The organism is Photobacterium rosenbergii (genome assembly GCF_003026455.1).
GTDB lineage: Bacteria > Pseudomonadota > Gammaproteobacteria > Enterobacterales > Vibrionaceae > Photobacterium > Photobacterium rosenbergii.
Map to the genome: position 1 here is coordinate 125,922 of NZ_PYMB01000001.1, position 16,410 is coordinate 142,331.

Annotated in this window: 16 protein-coding genes; 6 read left to right on the forward strand and 10 right to left on the reverse strand. The window is 46.1% G+C overall.

What is annotated here, in order from left to right:
- The first annotated feature begins 25 nt into the window (after window positions 1-25).
- Both C9J01_RS00590 and C9J01_RS00595 read left to right on the forward strand, forming a co-directional pair.
- A complete protein-coding gene (locus C9J01_RS00590; protein ID WP_107297368.1) occupies window positions 26-1,666 on the forward strand; it encodes an acetolactate synthase large subunit in 1,641 nt (546 codons plus the stop codon).
- Window positions 1,663-3,051, forward strand: coding sequence for an aldehyde dehydrogenase family protein (locus C9J01_RS00595; protein ID WP_107296172.1), 1,389 nt, complete (start codon window positions 1,663-1,665; stop codon window positions 3,049-3,051). The genes C9J01_RS00590 and C9J01_RS00595 overlap by 4 nt, the downstream gene beginning before the upstream one ends.
- Here C9J01_RS00595 and C9J01_RS00600 read toward each other — a convergent pair.
- Genes C9J01_RS00600 through osmF form a run of 4 tightly spaced genes read right to left on the reverse strand, consistent with a single transcriptional unit; the run spans window position 3,048 to window position 6,818 of the window.
- Window positions 3,048-3,782, reverse strand: coding sequence for an ABC transporter permease (locus tag C9J01_RS00600; protein WP_201797769.1), 735 nt, complete (start codon window positions 3,780-3,782; stop codon window positions 3,048-3,050). The two genes, C9J01_RS00595 and C9J01_RS00600, sit on opposite strands and share 4 nt — an antisense overlap.
- Window positions 3,779-4,729 (reverse strand): ABC transporter ATP-binding protein, encoded by a 951-nt coding sequence (locus tag C9J01_RS00605; protein ID WP_107296173.1) that lies wholly within the window; start codon window positions 4,727-4,729, stop codon window positions 3,779-3,781. Before C9J01_RS00605 ends, C9J01_RS00600 begins: the two co-directional genes overlap by 4 nt.
- Complete coding sequence (locus tag C9J01_RS00610) at window positions 4,726-5,877, reverse strand: ABC transporter permease (RefSeq protein WP_201797770.1); 1,152 nt, start codon at window positions 5,875-5,877, stop codon at window positions 4,726-4,728. Before C9J01_RS00610 ends, C9J01_RS00605 begins: the two co-directional genes overlap by 4 nt.
- 26 nt (window positions 5,878-5,903) lie before the next feature.
- Entirely contained in the window at window positions 5,904-6,818 is a 915-nt protein-coding gene (osmF, locus tag C9J01_RS00615; protein ID WP_107296174.1) for a glycine betaine ABC transporter substrate-binding protein OsmF, read from the reverse strand.
- A 554-nt stretch (window positions 6,819-7,372) separates the two neighbouring features.
- Here osmF and C9J01_RS00620 point away from each other — a divergent pair.
- The 3 genes from C9J01_RS00620 to C9J01_RS00630 all read left to right on the forward strand — a co-directional run bounded on the left by C9J01_RS00620 (window position 7,373) and on the right by C9J01_RS00630 (window position 9,223).
- Window positions 7,373-7,921 (forward strand): outer membrane beta-barrel protein, encoded by a 549-nt coding sequence (locus C9J01_RS00620; RefSeq protein WP_107296175.1) that lies wholly within the window; start codon window positions 7,373-7,375, stop codon window positions 7,919-7,921.
- A gap of 137 nt (window positions 7,922-8,058) precedes the next feature.
- Complete coding sequence (locus C9J01_RS00625; RefSeq protein ID WP_107296176.1) at window positions 8,059-8,805, forward strand: nuclear transport factor 2 family protein; 747 nt, start codon at window positions 8,059-8,061, stop codon at window positions 8,803-8,805.
- Window positions 8,806-8,932: 127 nt separating this feature from the next.
- Window positions 8,933-9,223, forward strand: coding sequence for a GNAT family N-acetyltransferase (locus C9J01_RS00630; RefSeq protein ID WP_107296177.1), 291 nt, complete (start codon window positions 8,933-8,935; stop codon window positions 9,221-9,223).
- 69 nt (window positions 9,224-9,292) lie between these two features.
- Here C9J01_RS00630 and C9J01_RS00635 read toward each other — a convergent pair whose 3' ends face one another.
- The 6 genes from C9J01_RS00635 to C9J01_RS00660 form a co-directional block, all read right to left on the reverse strand.
- Complete coding sequence (locus C9J01_RS00635; RefSeq protein WP_107296178.1) at window positions 9,293-10,393, reverse strand: alkene reductase; 1,101 nt, start codon at window positions 10,391-10,393, stop codon at window positions 9,293-9,295.
- A 20-nt stretch (window positions 10,394-10,413) separates the two neighbouring features.
- Window positions 10,414-10,794 (reverse strand): lactoylglutathione lyase, encoded by a 381-nt coding sequence (gloA, locus tag C9J01_RS00640; protein WP_107296179.1) that lies wholly within the window; start codon window positions 10,792-10,794, stop codon window positions 10,414-10,416.
- 320 nt (window positions 10,795-11,114) lie between these two features.
- Complete coding sequence (locus tag C9J01_RS00645) at window positions 11,115-12,188, reverse strand: threonine aldolase family protein (RefSeq protein ID WP_107296180.1); 1,074 nt, start codon at window positions 12,186-12,188, stop codon at window positions 11,115-11,117.
- A gap of 190 nt (window positions 12,189-12,378) precedes the next feature.
- Entirely contained in the window at window positions 12,379-12,717 is a 339-nt protein-coding gene (locus C9J01_RS00650; protein WP_158264467.1) for an Hpt domain-containing protein, read from the reverse strand.
- 640 nt (window positions 12,718-13,357) lie between these two features.
- Window positions 13,358-14,296 carry a DUF3179 domain-containing protein gene (locus C9J01_RS00655; RefSeq protein WP_107296182.1) on the reverse strand — a complete coding sequence of 313 codons (939 nt, stop codon included), beginning with the start codon at window positions 14,294-14,296 and terminating at the stop codon, window positions 13,358-13,360.
- A 95-nt stretch (window positions 14,297-14,391) separates the two neighbouring features.
- Complete coding sequence (locus tag C9J01_RS00660; protein WP_107296183.1) at window positions 14,392-15,183, reverse strand: AraC family transcriptional regulator; 792 nt, start codon at window positions 15,181-15,183, stop codon at window positions 14,392-14,394.
- 187 nt (window positions 15,184-15,370) lie between these two features.
- Between C9J01_RS00660 and C9J01_RS00665 the strand changes: the two genes are divergently transcribed.
- The gene (locus tag C9J01_RS00665) at window positions 15,371-16,219 is read left to right on the forward strand and encodes an MBL fold metallo-hydrolase (protein ID WP_237156826.1); all 849 of its coding nucleotides are present in this window, start codon (window positions 15,371-15,373) and stop codon (window positions 16,217-16,219) included.
- The last annotated feature ends 191 nt before the right edge of the window (window positions 16,220-16,410 follow it).

Here is a 16,410-nt window from a genome sequence, read left to right on the forward strand (position 1 = left end):
CTCAATGGCTTGCTCGGGTAATCGTATGAAAGCTTCAGATCTATTGGTAAAGGCACTAGAAAACGAAGGGGTTGAGTATATCTTCGCTGTTCCGGGGGAAGAAAACCTCGATGTATTAAATTCCCTGAAAGACTCCTCAATAAAGTTGGTGTTGACCCGCCACGAACAGGGAGCTGGGTTTATGGCGGCTACATATGGTCGGCTGACGGGTAAAGCCGGGGTCTGTATGGCAACGCTGGGGCCCGGCGCAACTAACTTTTCTACCCCGGCCGCCTATGCCCATCTTGGAGCTTTCCCTCTCATTATGATTACTGGCCAAAAGCCAATCAAAGCCTCCAAGCAGGGGCAATTTCAAATTATCGATGTGGTTAAGCTCTATGAACCCATTTGTAAGTTGAGCAAGCAGATTGTGCATGGCAATACCATTCCGTCATTGGTCAGGGAGGCCTTCAGAAGGGCCGAGGAAGAGCGCCCGGGTGCCATTTTGCTGGAGTTGCCAGAAGACATTGCGGCAGAAGAGACCGATGCCAAAGTAGTGAAGCAGAGTACCCGACAGTACGCCGTGGCAGATGATTTTGTGCTTGATGAAGCGATCGCGAAAATTAAGGCTGCTAGCCACCCGCTGATTCTGATTGGGGCAGGTGCAAACCGGAAAACAGCCTGCAAAGCGGTTGAGAACTTTGTTGAACAATCAGGCATTTATTTCTTTGACACCCAAATGGGAAAAGGGGTGGCCGACGAGCGTTCCAATTTGTTTTTGGGAACAGCGGCGCTGTCAGATAATGACTATCTGCACTGTGCAGTTTCGCGGGCTGATCTGATCATCAATATTGGCCATGACGTGGTAGAGAAGCCGCCATTTTTCATGTCAGACAATGACAAGTTTGTTATCCACCTGAACTACAAATCTGCTCAGGTGGATGAAGTGTACTTTCCCCAACTTGAGTTAGTGGGCGATATCAGTAGAACTGTGCGCAGGTTGGGAGAAAAGCTCAACGGGTGGAAAAGTGCTGATGTGGATTATTTCCAACGAATTAAGCAAGAAATTGATCAGCATATTATGACCGGTGCGCAAGATAACTCTTTTCCCATTATTCCTCAAAGGCTAGTTGCAGGTACCCGGAAAGTGATGGGGGAAGATGGCATCATCGCACTGGACAACGGCATCTACAAGATTTGGTTTGCCCGCAATTACAAAGCTTATCACCCTAATTCAGTATTGTTAGATAACGCATTAGCGACGATGGGGGCGGGCTTACCGTCGGCGATGATGGCAGCGCAGCTCAACCCGAGCAAGAGGGTCTTGGCGATATGCGGTGACGGGGGATTTATGATGAATTCCCAAGAGTTGGAGACTGCGAGAAGAGTCGGGCTCAACTTGGTGGTCATGGTGTTGAATGACGGTTCATACGGGATGATTAGGTGGAAACAACAGATAGCGGGCATGGACGATTGGGGATTGGAATTCGATAACCCAGACTTTGTTAAGTATGCCAATGCCTACGGTGTGACCGGGCACAGGGTAACCAGCGCTGCTGAATTTGAACGTGTGCTTGATCAGGCCTTTGATGCCGGTGGCGTCCACCTTGTCGATGTCCCCGTTGACTACACAGCCAATAAAACAGTGCTTATTGATGAATTAGCCTCGAAGGTTTGCCTATTATGACTGTTGTTAAAGTAGAGAACCCCTATAACCAAGAAGTGATTGCTGAGTTGGCGCTGTCGACATGGGATGAACTGGATGCCATGTTACAGCAAGCGGCCGATACGATTGCTGACAAAGCACAAAGGCTTGCTGCCCATGAGCGGATTGCCATCCTTAACCGCTGCGCAGGGTTGATGCTGGAACAAAAGGATGAGTTGGCGATGTTGATTGCCACAGAAGGCGGTAAGCCGCTTAAGGATGCCATTATTGAAGTTGACCGCGCGATTGATGGGGTGCAACTGGCGGCCAAAGAGCTATTGGGCCTTAAGGGGGAGCAAATCCCCATGGATCTGACTGCAGCAGGTGCTGGCCGGTTGGCCTTTACCTATAGGGAGCCGATTGGGCCGGTGGTTGCGGTATCGGCATTTAACCATCCCCTGAACCTGATAGTCCATCAAGTAGCGCCAGCCATCGCGGTAAATGCCCCCATTTTGATTAAGCCTGCCAACGACACTCCGCTGAGTGCCAAAAAATTTGTCGAACTGCTTTATCAGGCTGGGCTTGATGAAAAATGGTGCCGCTTTTTCCTTGCTAAAAGGGAGGACACCGAACGAGTCGTCACCGATCCTAGAACGGCATTTTTCACTTTTATTGGCTCTCCCGGAGTTGGCTGGTACTTACGCAGTAAATTGGCCCCGGGTACCCGTTGTGCTCTTGAGCATGGTGGTGCAGCACCTGTTATTGTTGATAAACAGGTCGATATCGATGCTATTCTGCCATCCATAGTGAAGGGCGGTTTTTACCACTCAGGACAAGTTTGTGTCTCTGTCCAGCGTATCTACGTTGATAACCACATCCTTGACGATTTTGTTCAAAAGCTGGTGGAGCAGGTGGGTAAACTGGTAGTGGGGGATGCAAGGGAGGGAAACACAGATTGCGGTCCGTTAATTCGTCCCAAAGAATGTCAGCGGGTTGCAGAGTGGGTCGAGCAAGCCAGAGAGAGTGGGGCACAAATCCCCATTGGCGGCAAAGCGTTAACCGCTACCCTTTATGAGCCGACAGTAATACTCAACCCTAGTGACGATTTGAATGTGTCTTCAAAAGAGATTTTCGGTCCTGTGGTTTGTGTCTATGGCTACGATCACATCACCGAGGCCTACCAGCGAGCAAACAATGTGCCTTTTTCATTTCAGGCTGCAGTCTATACCCAGAGTCTCGAGGTTGCCCTGCAGGCACAGCATCAACTCGAAGCCTCTGCCGTTATGGTCAATGATCACTCGGCATTCCGGGTTGATTGGATGCCTTTTGCCGGCCGCAAAGAATCTGGGTACGGCATAGGCGGCATCCCTTATACGATGCATGATTTTACCGAAGAGAAAATGGTGGTGATAAAACTGCCGACTTAATACGAGAAACGGGATTCCAGTTTTACAAACACTTGGTCAGTAATAATGGCAATCAGTGCAACCAGGATCCCGCCTTGCAGGATGAACGCCATATTGTCAGTCAGCAAACCGGCGATGATCACTTCTCCCAGACCTTTCGATGCGACGGTGGAGCCAATTGTGGCAGTACCAATGCTGATGATTAACGAGGTACGGATACCGGAGATAATTATCGGTAGCGCAAGGGGTAATTCCACCTGGCAAAGCTGCTGGAATTTACTCATACCCATGCCTTTTGCTGCTTCGAGGACACTTTTTGGCGTTTGCTGCAACCCGGTTACGGTGTTTTCAAATATCGGGAGCAAGCCATAAAGGAATAGGGCAACCAGCGTGGGCTTCAAACCAAAGCCCAATGAAGGAATGGCCAATGCTAACACTGCAACCGGTGGGAATGTTTGGCCAAGGTTAGCGACGGCCCTAGCTAATGGGAGAAAATCCTTGCCGGACCCGCGGGTGACCAGTATCCCACATACCAGTGCGATAATAGTGGCAGCGCCGATGGCCAAAAATACTACCAGCATGTGCCAAAAGATTAAATTGGTGAAGGTGTCGCGGTAGTAGATCACCGGGGCATCGATGTGGTTGAAGTAGGCCAGCAGTGGTTCTATCAACTCAATGCGAAAAGCCAACAGAGCCAATATGCCCATTGGGGCGACAAGCCCTATCCATTGCCTCAAAGCTAGGGAGTTCATGATTTGGCCCCCTTGCTCAGAATATCATTGAGGGACACTGTCCCGACAACAGCCCCTGTTTCATCGCTGACAGCGAGCGTTTCCTCCCCTTCCCAGATATGCATCGATACGGCATCACGCAAGTTGGTATTGAAAGGTATCACTGGCTTGGTAGTGCTTTTGTTTGGAGCAAGGTTGACACTCATGACATCTGCAACCTGGTTAAGGGTCAAGAGGCGCAGAGAGCGGTCCAAGCCACCGACAATATTGCTGACAAAGCCAGGTTCAGGGTTTCTCAACAACGATTGGGGCGTATCGAACTGCAATAATCTCCCCTTGTCCATAACTGCAATGACATCTGCCATTTTGATGGCTTCGTCAATATCATGGGTTACCATGATAGTGGTGATGCCGAGGATCTTTTGAATACTCAGTATCTCATCCTGCAGGCTCTCTCGGGTCAATGGGTCGAGTGCACCGAACGGTTCATCCATCAGCAATACTTCCGGCTTGGCCGCAAGTGCCCTGGCTACCCCGACACGCTGTTGTTCACCCCCTGAAAGTTGGTGGGGGAACTTTGTCGAAAAGCGCTCATAATCCAAGTGAAACAGTTCCAGTAACTCTTTTACCCTTTGGGTGATAGAGGCCTTATCCCACCCCAGTAAGACAGGTACAGTAGCGATATTGTCGAATACATTGCGATGTGGGAAAAGGCCCACACCTTGAATGGCATAGCCAATACGACGCCTCAATGACTCTGCAGGCATGGTCGAGACATCTTGGTTGTTAATCAACACCTTACCGGCACTTGGCTCAATCAATCGGTTGATCATTTTTAATGTGGTTGACTTCCCACAACCCGAAGTGCCAATTAAGGTACAGAATTGACCGGTTTCAACGGTTAAAGAGATGCCCTTTACCGCTGTTTGCTCACCGAATGTTTTGGTTAACGCTTTTAATTCAATCATGATTTATTGCCTTTGACGACTTCGATGATGGCATCAATCAATACCGCGGATACAAAAGAAAGTAGTAGGGTGGGGAAAGCACCAAGAATGACGAGGTCGGTTGCTGTTTGGCCTAGTCCTTGGAAGATGTAAGTACCGAAGCCCCCACCGCCAATCAGTCCTGCAACAGCGACCAAGCCGATGTTCATGGTTACTACAATACGAATGCCAGAAAGAATGACGGGCAGGGCGAGGGGGAGCTCTATACCAAATAGAACTTGGCGGGCATTCATGCCCATTCCTCTCGCCGCATCGAGTGTTTTGCCATCAAGTTTGTCAAACCCTGCGATCGTGTTGCTGACAATAGGGAGCAAGGAGTAAAAAAACAGTGCAATCACTGCAGGGGCTGCACCAATGCCTTTGATACCGAGATCTGACAAAGTAGGAAACGTTACTGCGATATAGCTCAGCGGTATCATCAAGATGCCAAACATCGCCAGGCTTGGGATGGTTTGAAGCACATTGAGGATAGGGACAACACCATTTCGAACGGCCTGAGAGCGATGGCACTTTATTCCCAAGGGAATGCCAACGAGTATGGCAGGCACCAGACTACCGAAAGAGAGCTGCACATGGCGTAGGGCTTGTTGCCAGAAGGTATCTTGGTTCTGGTATTCTTTGATAATAGAGAGGTTATCTAATGCGCCAGTCTTTAGAACCGCAACCACGCCAATGACAACCGACAAGATGAAAAGCAGTCGCTTGAGGCCTTGCAGGTTCAATTTTATGACGACGTCAGTCAACAGTAGTCCGAGCAAAAAAAGGCTGGTCCAAAACCCGCTACCCAAGGACACCCGAGCGAAAGGGGAAGCCCCTTCAAGCAGGCCATCGGCACTGGCTCCGACACTGTACAACAGGATAAATGCCGAGGCAGTACACAGGATAAGCTGGAGTCTGTATAGCATCGTCGTCGATGCACTCAAGACGGTTAGGAGCATTAGCACCGTAAATGTGGCTAAATGGCTCGGCATTAACACGTCAGCGAGGAAGAAGCCTTCACCGGGCATGATACGGTTTGGCTGGAGGTGGACAAAAGGTAGGGCAACCAGTGAGAGTACCGTAAGTACACTCACTGATAGGCCAAGTTTGTCGATAGGTAAGAACTTCAAATTAGTACCCTGAACAGACTTTGTAATTACTTAATGAACCCGTTTGTTTGTAGGTAGTTTTTTGCAACAGCGCTGGCACTTTCACCACCAATTGCAATTCGGCTGTTAAGGCCTTGCAGGGTATTCAAGTCTAGCGATGCAAAGATCGGGTTTAAGATGTCATCAATTTGTGGATGGGCTTTCAAGACACTTTCACGGATGACTGGTGTTGGGGCATAAACAGGCTGCACCCCTTTGTCGTCTTCCATTACCACTAGCCCGACAGAGGCAATTGCACCATCGGTGCCGTAGACCATGGCAGTGTTGGTTTTATCTGTCTGAAGAGCAGCAGCACGGATAGTCGCAGCGGTATTACCACCGGACAGGACGAGCAACTGGCTTTCCTTCAACTCAAAGTCGTAGGTTTTCTGAAAAGCTGGAAGTACAGCGGGAGTGGATACAAACTCGGCAGAGGCCGCCAGTTTTATGTCTCCCCCTTTGCTGACATATTGACCAAAGTCAGACATGGTTTTTAGGTTGTTAGGTTCAGCGATCTCTTGGCGAACCGCGAGAGCCCAGGTGTTGTTTGCCTTGGCTGGGGTAAGCCAGACAACCTTGTTGGCTTCGTAGTCAAGACTTTTGGCCATGTCATAGCCTTGTTGGAAGTTCTTCCAGGCATCATCGGCAGTCTTGTTGAAGAAAAAGGCGGCATTACCTGTGTATTCTGGGTAAATATCAATTTCACCGGCAAGCAGCGCCTTGCGGACAATCGGTGTTCCGCCAAGCTGGACTCGGTTTTCGACATCAATCCCTGCTTCTTGGAGGGATAAGTAAATAATTTGACCAAGTAACCCGCCTTCGGTATCGATTTTGGAGGAGACGACAACGGTATCTTTGGCAAAGGCGCTCGGCACAGAAATCAGAGAGGCGAGAAGTAGGGCGCTTAGTGGGTGTTTTTTCATCAACCTTTTCCTTAGTTGTTGATCTTGCAAGAACTTCCGTATGTTCTCGCTTGTCTTTTAACTTTAATGTAACCAAAGTAACTGATTTTTCAAAGCGATACTAGCGCATAGTTGTACATATGTGGATTACAACAAAGTTACAGCAGGTCAACAAATGTAACTAATAAGGGACTCATAAATTTATTGTTTTAAACGATGCAGACAAAAAGGTGGAAGGTGAAGCTTATGACTGTTTTAAAGGGGTTTTTTATGTGACTGGCGATTTATAAAATAATGATGTTTGTCCTTGCTATATTACCTCAGTCTCACTTTCTTGATAATGAGAAAAATAGACTTCAAGACCTCGTCTACATTTTCTGAATCAGTGCCTGAATTTGAATGCATCTATGAATACGCCATACCCTATTAAATTTTAGTGTTCTCATTTTATCTGAACCTATAACTTTTCTGTTTTTGTGTATTGCATTTCTATACCCCGACATTCTTAACTGGTACATGATAATAAGCGATTTCTAACTACTACTTTATATTTGGCTAGGTTAAGGTGGTATCAAATGTTTAGTTCTGAGCAAGAAAAATTGAGCAAACCTGATGCCAGCATGAGCAAGGGTATAGGATTGATGACTCTTTCATTGCTGCTAGTTTCACCAATATTACATGCGAAGACAGAGTATTTCGTTGGTGCGGGTGTTGGCTACCAAGAAGATAAGTTAGACGGTGCCAACTCCATCAATGGTGAAGATGCGACGGTGCTTTTAAACGGCGGGTTGACGATAAACTCGGAGCATCGGGTGACAGCAACGTATAGCTACAAAGACAAGTTTTCCCAGAGTTTGTTCTTCGCGTCGTATGATTATTTATATGATATAAACAACAGAGTTTCTCTAAATGGTGGCTTTCTTCTTGGTGTTGGTTACAACGATATAGTTGGTGAAACCTCGATGGATTTTATAAGGGGGCTTCAAGTAGGTACAACTTATCGTATTAATAAAGACTGGAGTACTGATCTTACCTATCGCTATCTACACCAAGATTTTGATGAGCGCGATGTTGAGATAGATTATACCCAACAGGTTGTAATCATGGCGAACTATCATTTCTAAATTAAGCCTAACACTAAGTAAAATTTAATGGCTATTGCATGATTGCAATAGCCTTTCTTCATACTGGCTAAATAGTATCAATTAAAACAACTACTATTATTGACGTGTGAAAATGAAATTGACCATTGGAGAGTAGGATGAACAGCAAGCTGGCAACTGCGACGAACTTATACATGGAAGGGATTCGGGATGGTAATGCCAAAGACGCTATTACCAAGTATACCGGCCGACGCTATACCCAGCATAGTACGGGCGTGCGCAATGGCGTTGAAGGTTTCATCGAGTTTTTCGAACCCTTCCTTGTACGTTGCCCTATCAGGGATATCCGGGTGATCCGCTCAATCGTCGACGGTCAGTACGTGTTCTTACAAGTTTTTCAGGATATCAATAACGGTGATGCCAAGTGGGTAACCACGGATCTGTTCGATACCGACAGCAACGACAAGATAATCGAGCATTGGGATGTGATTTCAGCCTATCAAGACGCTAAGAATTTAAATACTGACCAAATTTCGGGTGAAACGGAAATTACAGATTTAGATGCAACGGAAGACAACAAAGAGCTTGTCCGCGAGTTCCTTTGCGATGTCATGGTTTTGGGGCAGCAAGATAAGCGCCACGCTTATTTAAGTGATGGGCAAGTGATTGTTCATTGCGCACCTGATGTCGGCTCATTAGAAAGCTATATTGGCACTTATGACCAAGTATTTAAAATTATCGGGCAGGGAAACTTCGTCGTGTCTTACAGCCGGGTTTTAGAGAACGGACAGGAAATTGCGAGGTTTGATATTTTTAGGTTAGAGCAGGGAAAAATAAAAGAATTATGGGTCAATCAAGAACCGGTGCCACCTAAAAACGAGTGGGTAAATGGTGGGAAGTTCTAGCCTTTTCTGCATTGATTGCCAGCGTTTAACTTAAGTGATTGATGTGTCTAAGATGTATCTGATGGAGTGAATCAGTTAATATCTGGGGAAAGAATATTGAGTTTGAATGCAAATGGAGAGGGAAGCGATGTCCAACAATCACAAGGTTGTACACGATAAAGACAAACAAACATATTTTGTTGATCTTATTGATGGCTATCAAGCCAAAGTAAGCTACCAGATCTCGGGAAATGTACTGACACTCGATCACTCTTCAGTGCCGAGCGAGCTTCGTGGGCAAGGGTATGCAGGTATCATGATGGAAGCGGTGCTTGGCAAGATTGAGCAAGAGGGCTTCAAGGTGATCCCGCAGTGTAGCTATGTTGTCCACTATATGGGGAAACATAATGAATGGAACCATTTGCTTGCTTCACAATAGCTAGAGCAATTTCGGTACGAAAAAAGCCCTGCTCATGGTTGAGCAGGGCTTTTTCTTTGGGGGTATCTGTTAACTTGCTTGGTACACTGGGTAATCAAGTAGGCCTTTTTCTGCACCGCCAAACAGGGTGTCAGGGTCGTGGGTAGCCAACGGGTAATCATTCATGATTCGGTTTGGCAGGTCTGGGTTTGAAATAAACGGGCGACCAAAACCAATCATGTCTGCAATACCGTCAGCAATGGCTTCTGCCCCTTTTTCAGCATTGTAGCGGCCTGCGTAAATGATGGTGCCATTGTAGGCTTCACGTACCGCCGGTTTGAACTCTGCCGGTGTTTCCGGAGCATCGTCCCAATCCACTTCAGCAATGTGAAGGTAAACAACATTCAGTTTGTTCAACAGTGCAGCGGCTGCTGTGTATGTTTCAACAGGTGTTTTATCAACCGTGCCGTTCAGGGAGGTAAACGGCGCAAGGCGAACACCAACACGGTCGGCACCGATTGCGTCTGTCATTGCTTCAACCACTTCGCCAAGGAAGCGCAGACGGTTTTCAACAGAGCCGCCATATTCATCGGTACGGTTGTTGGCTTCAGAATCGATAAACTGGTTTACTAGGTAACCGTTCGCTGCGTGTAACTCAATACCATCGAACCCAGCCTCAATCGCGTTTAAGGCTGCCTGACGATATTCACCGATAACATGTTGGATGTCGGCTTTGGTCATTTCACGTGGCTCAACCACGTCAACAAAACCTGGTGCATTGCTACCATCGTCGATAAAGACTTTCACATTCTCAGCTTTTAGCGCCGAAGATGAAATTGGTTGCTGCCCGCCGATATTCGCAGGGTGGGTAACACGACCAACATGCCAAAGCTGCGCGTAAATCACGCCGCCTTTGTCATGAACAGCATCCGTCACTTTCTTCCAGCCAGCAATTTGCTCCTGGGTGTAGATACCCGGTGTCCAAGCGTAGCCTTGGCCCATTTCTGAAATCTGGGTACCTTCGGCAACAATCAAACCGGCATCGGCACGCTGGGCATAGTATTTAGCCATCATGTCATTGGCGACGTTACCCGACTGGCTTGCGCGTGAGCGGGTCATCGGTGGCATAACGATACGGTTTTTCAGTGTTACCTTGCCAAGGCGCATTGGCTGAAATAGTGCGTCTTTCATTTTAATGCTCCAACCTAAAATTATTTGCTGGTCTGAATAAGTTCGATAGCGTAGCCGTCAGGGTCTTTGACGAAGGCAATATGAGTTGTACCACCAAGCATTGGTCCAGGCTCTCGGGTAACGTTGCCGCCAACGGCTTTGATTTGATCGCAAGTCTGGTAGATATCATCAACACCGAGTGCCAAATGGCCGAAGCCGTTACCAAGATCGTAAGAGTCTGTATCCCAGTTATAGGTCAGCTCGATGGTTGGCCCATTTTTGTCATAACCCACGAAGACAAGCGAGTAGCGATATTCAGTGTTTTCAAAACGATCTAGGACCTGCATACCCAATACGTTGGTGTAAAACTCAATTGATTTATCTAGATCGGAAACGCGGATCATGGTGTGGAGAAATTTCATATCGCTACCTTATATAGGGACGTAGAGCGAATGGGTTGAAGATGTTCGCTCTGAGAAACCATTTTTGATGTGACTACTATAGCGATGAAGAGGGTCAAGAAGAAATTATCAAAAATTATTAATTTGATAATTCAAACTTATGATTCTATCGATTTTTGATAGCAAGGGCGGCAATAGCCAGAATGACTACAAGAAGTAGCAATAGATTGATGATGAGATAGAGAGGCATTTTTGAATCTTACTGTTGGAACCTAACAGTAAATATAGTTGCTATCTTTGTCTTTCATCATCAATCTTTAGGGAGGTTGGTCGAAAGGTAGTTAGATTCGATCAACGATAAGCTGGAATATATCCCTGAGCTGATCGTCAGCCATGTTCAGTAAATTGTCACCGATATACCACTCAATGACCGATTGCCCTGGATGCTGGGCAATTTGCGGGTTTCCAAGCCAAATTCCTTTTTCACTGGCGAGTTCTTCGCACAGTTTGACGGTGCGCTCATAGCTTAACGGCAGGATCAAATGCAGCATATTACAATGAGGTTGAGTTGGGTTTACGGCTAGTTGCGGGAACTCAGCTAGCAGCGAGTAGATCTCCTTGGTCCGCTCGAACAGGGCCGGCATCAACGCAATGCGCTCATCAAACTGCATGGCGGCAGATACAATGTAAGGTGTGCGGTGGTAAACATTGCCCCCTTGTCGCTTCATCCACATATCTGCTAGCTCAATAAACGCTTTATCACCCAACAGCATTGAACCACCCAACCCGTTGACGCCTTTGTACAAAGAAACATAGGCACTGTTAAACCCGTGAGAAATCTCTTGGTATGATTTCTGGTAGAACGCGGCGGACTCCCACAGACGGGCGCCATCCATATGCAGGTGAATATTATGAAGCTGGCAGTATTGCTTGATATCCCTTAGTTCATCCCATGTAGGTAGTTGGCCGCCTAGTTCTCGCATTGGCAATTCATATAGCACGGCAGAAATTTCATCTGGCCATGCTTGGAGATCTTTCAACGCCCAAGGTCTGAACATATTCCCAACAGGAAGAATGTTAAAGCGGTTTTGCAATTGGTAGCCCTGCCGCTCGAATCGGGTGATATGGCTGGACTCATGCATAGCGACAATAGGATTACGTTTTTGCCGGCATACAAGCTCTAGGGCAGTGACCTGCGCCATGGTGCCACTGATGACAAATAGCCCGGCCTCGAAACCCAGCAGTTCGGCAACCTTTTGCTCGAAAGACTTAATGAGTTCGCCATCACCATAGGTATCATGCTTGATGTTGTGTTGCTCGCACCATTGCGCCATTTTCTTAAAATGTTCGGCTGGTGACTCATCTTGGTTTCCAGGCAGTATTGTATGGCACTGGTTGCGCAAATCCTTGTTCATTGATTGTTCCTATGAGGTGCGTTGAAGCTTCAACTTATAGTGGGGCAAGCTATAAGTCAAAGCGCTAAATTGATACTGATAAATATCAACGTGTTAGAGGTGGGTAGTGAAAGGGAGAGCTTAAGGCAGGTACGACTTGTCGCTAGTTCTACTTACGTTATAACGCTGTTGGGTTTAATCATTTAGTTGGCTAACGGTAGTTGGCTAACGGTAGTTGGCTGATCTGTTCGTTAACTTTAAGCATTTCATCTAACATATTATCTATTATTGCCCGCTCTGGCAGTTCCCCTTTCTTACACAATTGCTCAATAGCTTCTAACCGTATAGAGACCTGATCTTCACACAAGGTAAGCAGAACTCCTTTTAGAGAGTGAGTCGCTTGGTACAGTTCATCGATTTTTTGGTTGTTATAAAGCTCAGTAATAAGTTCAACGTCGTTACCATGCTCAACATTGTACAGTTCGATGATCATAGACATCATGTCTACATCTCCGTCCATTGCTTCCATAAATGCATCGTAATCAATCATGTTAATCATCCTAGTTTAATTTTGAGCAACGTACTGATAATAAAGAGCTTGACGATTTAACGTATGGACCAGGTGGGAAATAAATACAAGGTGATTTTGCTGATTATTTTGAATTTATTGAGCTACCTCTCACCGAGAACAGTGCTGATTCTATTTTAAAATTATGTATGATTTACGGCGTCGGCTTATTCAGTTGGGTAAAAGAGATGTTGATGTAATGATCCCATAGTCATCTTAGCCTGATATACGAACAAGCCAGCATTTCTGCTGGCTTGTTCTGTTTTAGTTATTGTTGAGCAATGTATATGTTGAAGGCTTCCATGAGGAAAAGGGGTTAGAAACGAAAAACCACACGTATGACTTGTGTCCAGCCCCATAGGCTAAAGCCAATCACTGTGGATAAGAACAATGCAGGAAAAATCATATCAATCATAGTTATAAAACCTAGCTAACTGTTGTTTTTGTGGTGTTATTATCTGGTTTTTCTGGCTTGTTATAAAGTAAAGCTCTGCTTTGCTTTCTGTTTTTGTGATATGCAACTATGATGATTACTTTATGTGCTTTGTTGAGTATGTGGTTAGCTGTTTTTTGAACATCGTTGTGGCTCAGCCGTAGATTGATAGTTCGAGAGGTAAACCTATTATTGCGCTTTATATAATTCGGTATTTGGGTAAAAAGCATACCAAGCAAACCAGTATAGTAGGGTGCTTGGTAAATTCTGTCCTTGGCTGTTGGTTATATGAGCCGAACGATTTTGAGCATCCCAATGAACCGTAAGAGTCTGCTGCTCGAAGGTGTGGCTGAAAGTTGCTTTCCCATTCTTTTTCAATTCAGTGAAAGGAAAGGCTATAACACCATTTTTCCCTTTATATCCCATCACGGTTTCTTTTGAACTGTAGATAGATGGGGCTTGGTTAGCTACCGGGAAATAAAGCCGTGGGGTGCGGCTGTAACCGGCATAAGGGTCATGCTGATAATTTCTTTGGTAGCCAGTCTCAGTGGATAACACCAGTGTATTTGGGTGCATTTGTTGCCACTGACTCCAACGCGTTAAAGTCAACGGGTACTGGGTTAATTGCTTCCCAATAGATTGACCTGAAACCGCCGAGCCTTTTATTTGTGACCACAAGGATTCCGTTTGATGGTCATACATCAGGACATCAGAGTTATACAACAAACCTGATACCCCAAAAGTCAGGGTGCGGCCGTTTACCGAGGAAGAAAAAGCCATTCCCGAGCCACATAGCGGGCAGTAACTAACGATAAAGCGCGTGCCGTCAATTTGATCATTGACTATTTCATGCCAATTTAAGATTTTGATCGGGTAGGCACGGTATTTCCCATTGATTGCGATACCTAGAATAGGATCCCTTGCGGATAAAAAGCTGGCCTTATGGGCCGGGACAAACTTGGGGTGAAGAATAGCTGGGATCCCGTCTTTGCCCGGTCCCCCAGATAAAATCTCTGCAGCTGGAATACTGGTATTGGAGAGATTAAAGCCGTTAAGCGATGCGGCTTGCATGCTTAACGGCAAAGTGAAGATAAGTCCGTATAAAAGAATAACAATGAGCTGTTTCATCTATCCCCTCCAACGCGCTTCAGATATACAGACCGCAATGGAGAGAGAATCTTTCACAACCTATTTCGAAACTATACGCGGTGAGTCATCTCTACCTAATCTTTACTGGCAAAGAAGCGTTGACGGTATTGTTCCGGGGTGCACTGGGCATGGCGCTTGAAGAGGGTGATAAAAGGCGAAGCTTGGTGATAGCCCAAGGTCAATGCCACTTCCTTCACCGAAGATCCTTTTCGCAGTAAATGCAAAGAATAAAGGAACTTGCGACGTTGCCGCCACTCGGTAAAGCTCATGCCGAGCTTATCCTGACAATGACGGGCCAGTGTTCTCTCTGTGGTGTGAAGCACCTCAGCCCAGTCCTTTAAGGTCTTTTCTGACATTGGGTTACGTTCAAGCTCAGTAAGGATCGGCTTGAGCAGTTTGTCGTTACTGGTCGGCAAGAATTGCTCGTGCTCTTTCGCTTGGTAGACTTGGTCAAGCAAGACGCTGATCAGCCTTTTGTCCTGTTCCGATTCTGCCACCGTCAATTGTCGTGCTTTGAGATCATTGATGATTGCTTCCATGATCGGGCTTACTTCCAATAAACAGGGGTAATCAGGTAACGGGGCAGCCAACGGGTGGGTAATGTTCATCGAGCAGTAGTTAAGGCTTCGTCTCATAAAGCTTTCATGCTCAATACCTGCAGGAACCCAAACTGCATATTGTGAGGGTGATAAGAAGCGCTTTTTCTCTGCCCTAAGCTCAAGGATCCCGCCATTGATTATTTGCAGTTGACCCCACGGGTGGCTATGGCTGGGGGTTGTTGTATTAGGCAGAAAAACCTCGTGACCGAAAAAAATCTCTCCGGGTGGGTTATCGTTATCAAAAAGCGGTTGGTAGATTTTCTTCATTGCATCCAAAGGTTAGAGCATAGTGATCAGCTTCTCATGGCATCAACAGTAATCGCGCAGGAGTTCGATGGCAAGTCTTACATCGTAATAGGCTTTTAGTAATCAATCAGCCGTAAAACCTGACTAAAATAATGAGTGTGACTAGTAAATCAGGCACGTCACTGATTGTTACTAAGCAGGAGGGACGATGATGACGGTTTCGGTTGAAGCATTCTTCCATAGTTCTACATCAACACTGAGTTATGTGGTATTTGATATGGCAGGTGGGCACTGTGCGGTGATTGATAGTGCTCTGGATTTTGATTTGTCTTCCGGAGTGGTCTGTACAGAGTTTGCCGATACTATTATTGAATATATCAGGTCTAATCAACTGACTTTGGATTGGATCTTAGAAACTCACGCCCATGCTGATCACTTAACAGCTGCCAGCTATATCAGATCTAAGCTTGGTGGGAAGATTGGGGTAGGGCGCCATATTGTTGATGTGCAGGCTGCATTTAAACCTTTGCTGGGCATGGATGATCTAAACATCAGCGATTACAGCGAATTTGATCATTACTTTGAAGATAATGAAGAATTTGCGATTGGCTTGCTGACGGCAACAGTTTTGGAAACGCCGGGGCATACCAGTGACAGCGTCACCTATGTGGTGAATCATAATGCTTTTATTGGTGATACCTTGTTCATGCCTGACTTTGGATCAGCACGCTGTGACTTTCCTGGTGGAAGTGCTAAGCAATTATTCGACAGCATCCAACGCATTTATTCTCTAGCCGATTCAACCCGTTTGTGGGTCTGCCATGATTACCAGCCGGGAGGAAGGGAGCTGAAATACCAGACAACGGTCGGTGAAAGCAAAACAGACAATATCCACATCAAAGGGGAAACCCCCGAAACCGAGTTCGTTGAATTTAGAACTGAGCGAGACAAGCAATTGAATGTCCCCAAGTTGCTATACCCTTCGGTACAGGTAAATATATTGGCAGGTCAACTACCGGATGGATTTATTAAGATACCGATTTCAAAGGCTTTTTAATATAGTGAAGTAACGTTGCCTAAATATATTTACATCTAAGTGTGTGTGAGTGGGCTTAATGAATTACTATCAATTGTTCCGTAATTCAAAATCGAAGGTTCAGCAAGTTCTGTCAGTTATTTGTCAATTCAGTTAGGGTTTATTGAGTTGCTTGATATGTAGGCATAAAATTGCCGCCAGAAATGGAGAGT

What these genes read in the sequence shown, in the direction of transcription:
- C9J01_RS00650 (WP_158264467.1), bottom strand. Translation starts at nt 12,717, where the DNA reads ATGATTGATTACGATGCATTTATGGAAGCAATGGACGGAGATGTAGAC.
- C9J01_RS00590 (WP_107297368.1), top strand. Translation starts at nt 26, where the DNA reads ATGAAAGCTTCAGATCTATTGGTAAAGGCACTAGAAAACGAAGGGGTT.
- C9J01_RS00635 (WP_107296178.1), bottom strand. Translation starts at nt 10,393, where the DNA reads ATGAAAGACGCACTATTTCAGCCAATGCGCCTTGGCAAGGTAACACTG.
- C9J01_RS00645 (WP_107296180.1), bottom strand. Translation starts at nt 12,188, where the DNA reads ATGAACAAGGATTTGCGCAACCAGTGCCATACAATACTGCCTGGAAAC.
- C9J01_RS00600 (WP_201797769.1), bottom strand. Translation starts at nt 3,782, where the DNA reads ATGAACTCCCTAGCTTTGAGGCAATGGATAGGGCTTGTCGCCCCAATG.
- C9J01_RS00595 (WP_107296172.1), top strand. Translation starts at nt 1,663, where the DNA reads ATGACTGTTGTTAAAGTAGAGAACCCCTATAACCAAGAAGTGATTGCT.
- gloA (WP_107296179.1), bottom strand. Translation starts at nt 10,794, where the DNA reads ATGAAATTTCTCCACACCATGATCCGCGTTTCCGATCTAGATAAATCA.
- C9J01_RS00605 (WP_107296173.1), bottom strand. Translation starts at nt 4,729, where the DNA reads ATGATTGAATTAAAAGCGTTAACCAAAACATTCGGTGAGCAAACAGCG.
- C9J01_RS00655 (WP_107296182.1), bottom strand. Translation starts at nt 14,296, where the DNA reads ATGAAACAGCTCATTGTTATTCTTTTATACGGACTTATCTTCACTTTG.
- C9J01_RS00625 (WP_107296176.1), top strand. Translation starts at nt 8,059, where the DNA reads ATGAACAGCAAGCTGGCAACTGCGACGAACTTATACATGGAAGGGATT.
- C9J01_RS00630 (WP_107296177.1), top strand. Translation starts at nt 8,933, where the DNA reads ATGTCCAACAATCACAAGGTTGTACACGATAAAGACAAACAAACATAT.
- osmF (WP_107296174.1), bottom strand. Translation starts at nt 6,818, where the DNA reads ATGAAAAAACACCCACTAAGCGCCCTACTTCTCGCCTCTCTGATTTCT.
- C9J01_RS00665 (WP_237156826.1), top strand. Translation starts at nt 15,371, where the DNA reads ATGATGACGGTTTCGGTTGAAGCATTCTTCCATAGTTCTACATCAACA.
- C9J01_RS00620 (WP_107296175.1), top strand. Translation starts at nt 7,373, where the DNA reads ATGTTTAGTTCTGAGCAAGAAAAATTGAGCAAACCTGATGCCAGCATG.
- C9J01_RS00660 (WP_107296183.1), bottom strand. Translation starts at nt 15,183, where the DNA reads ATGAAGAAAATCTACCAACCGCTTTTTGATAACGATAACCCACCCGGA.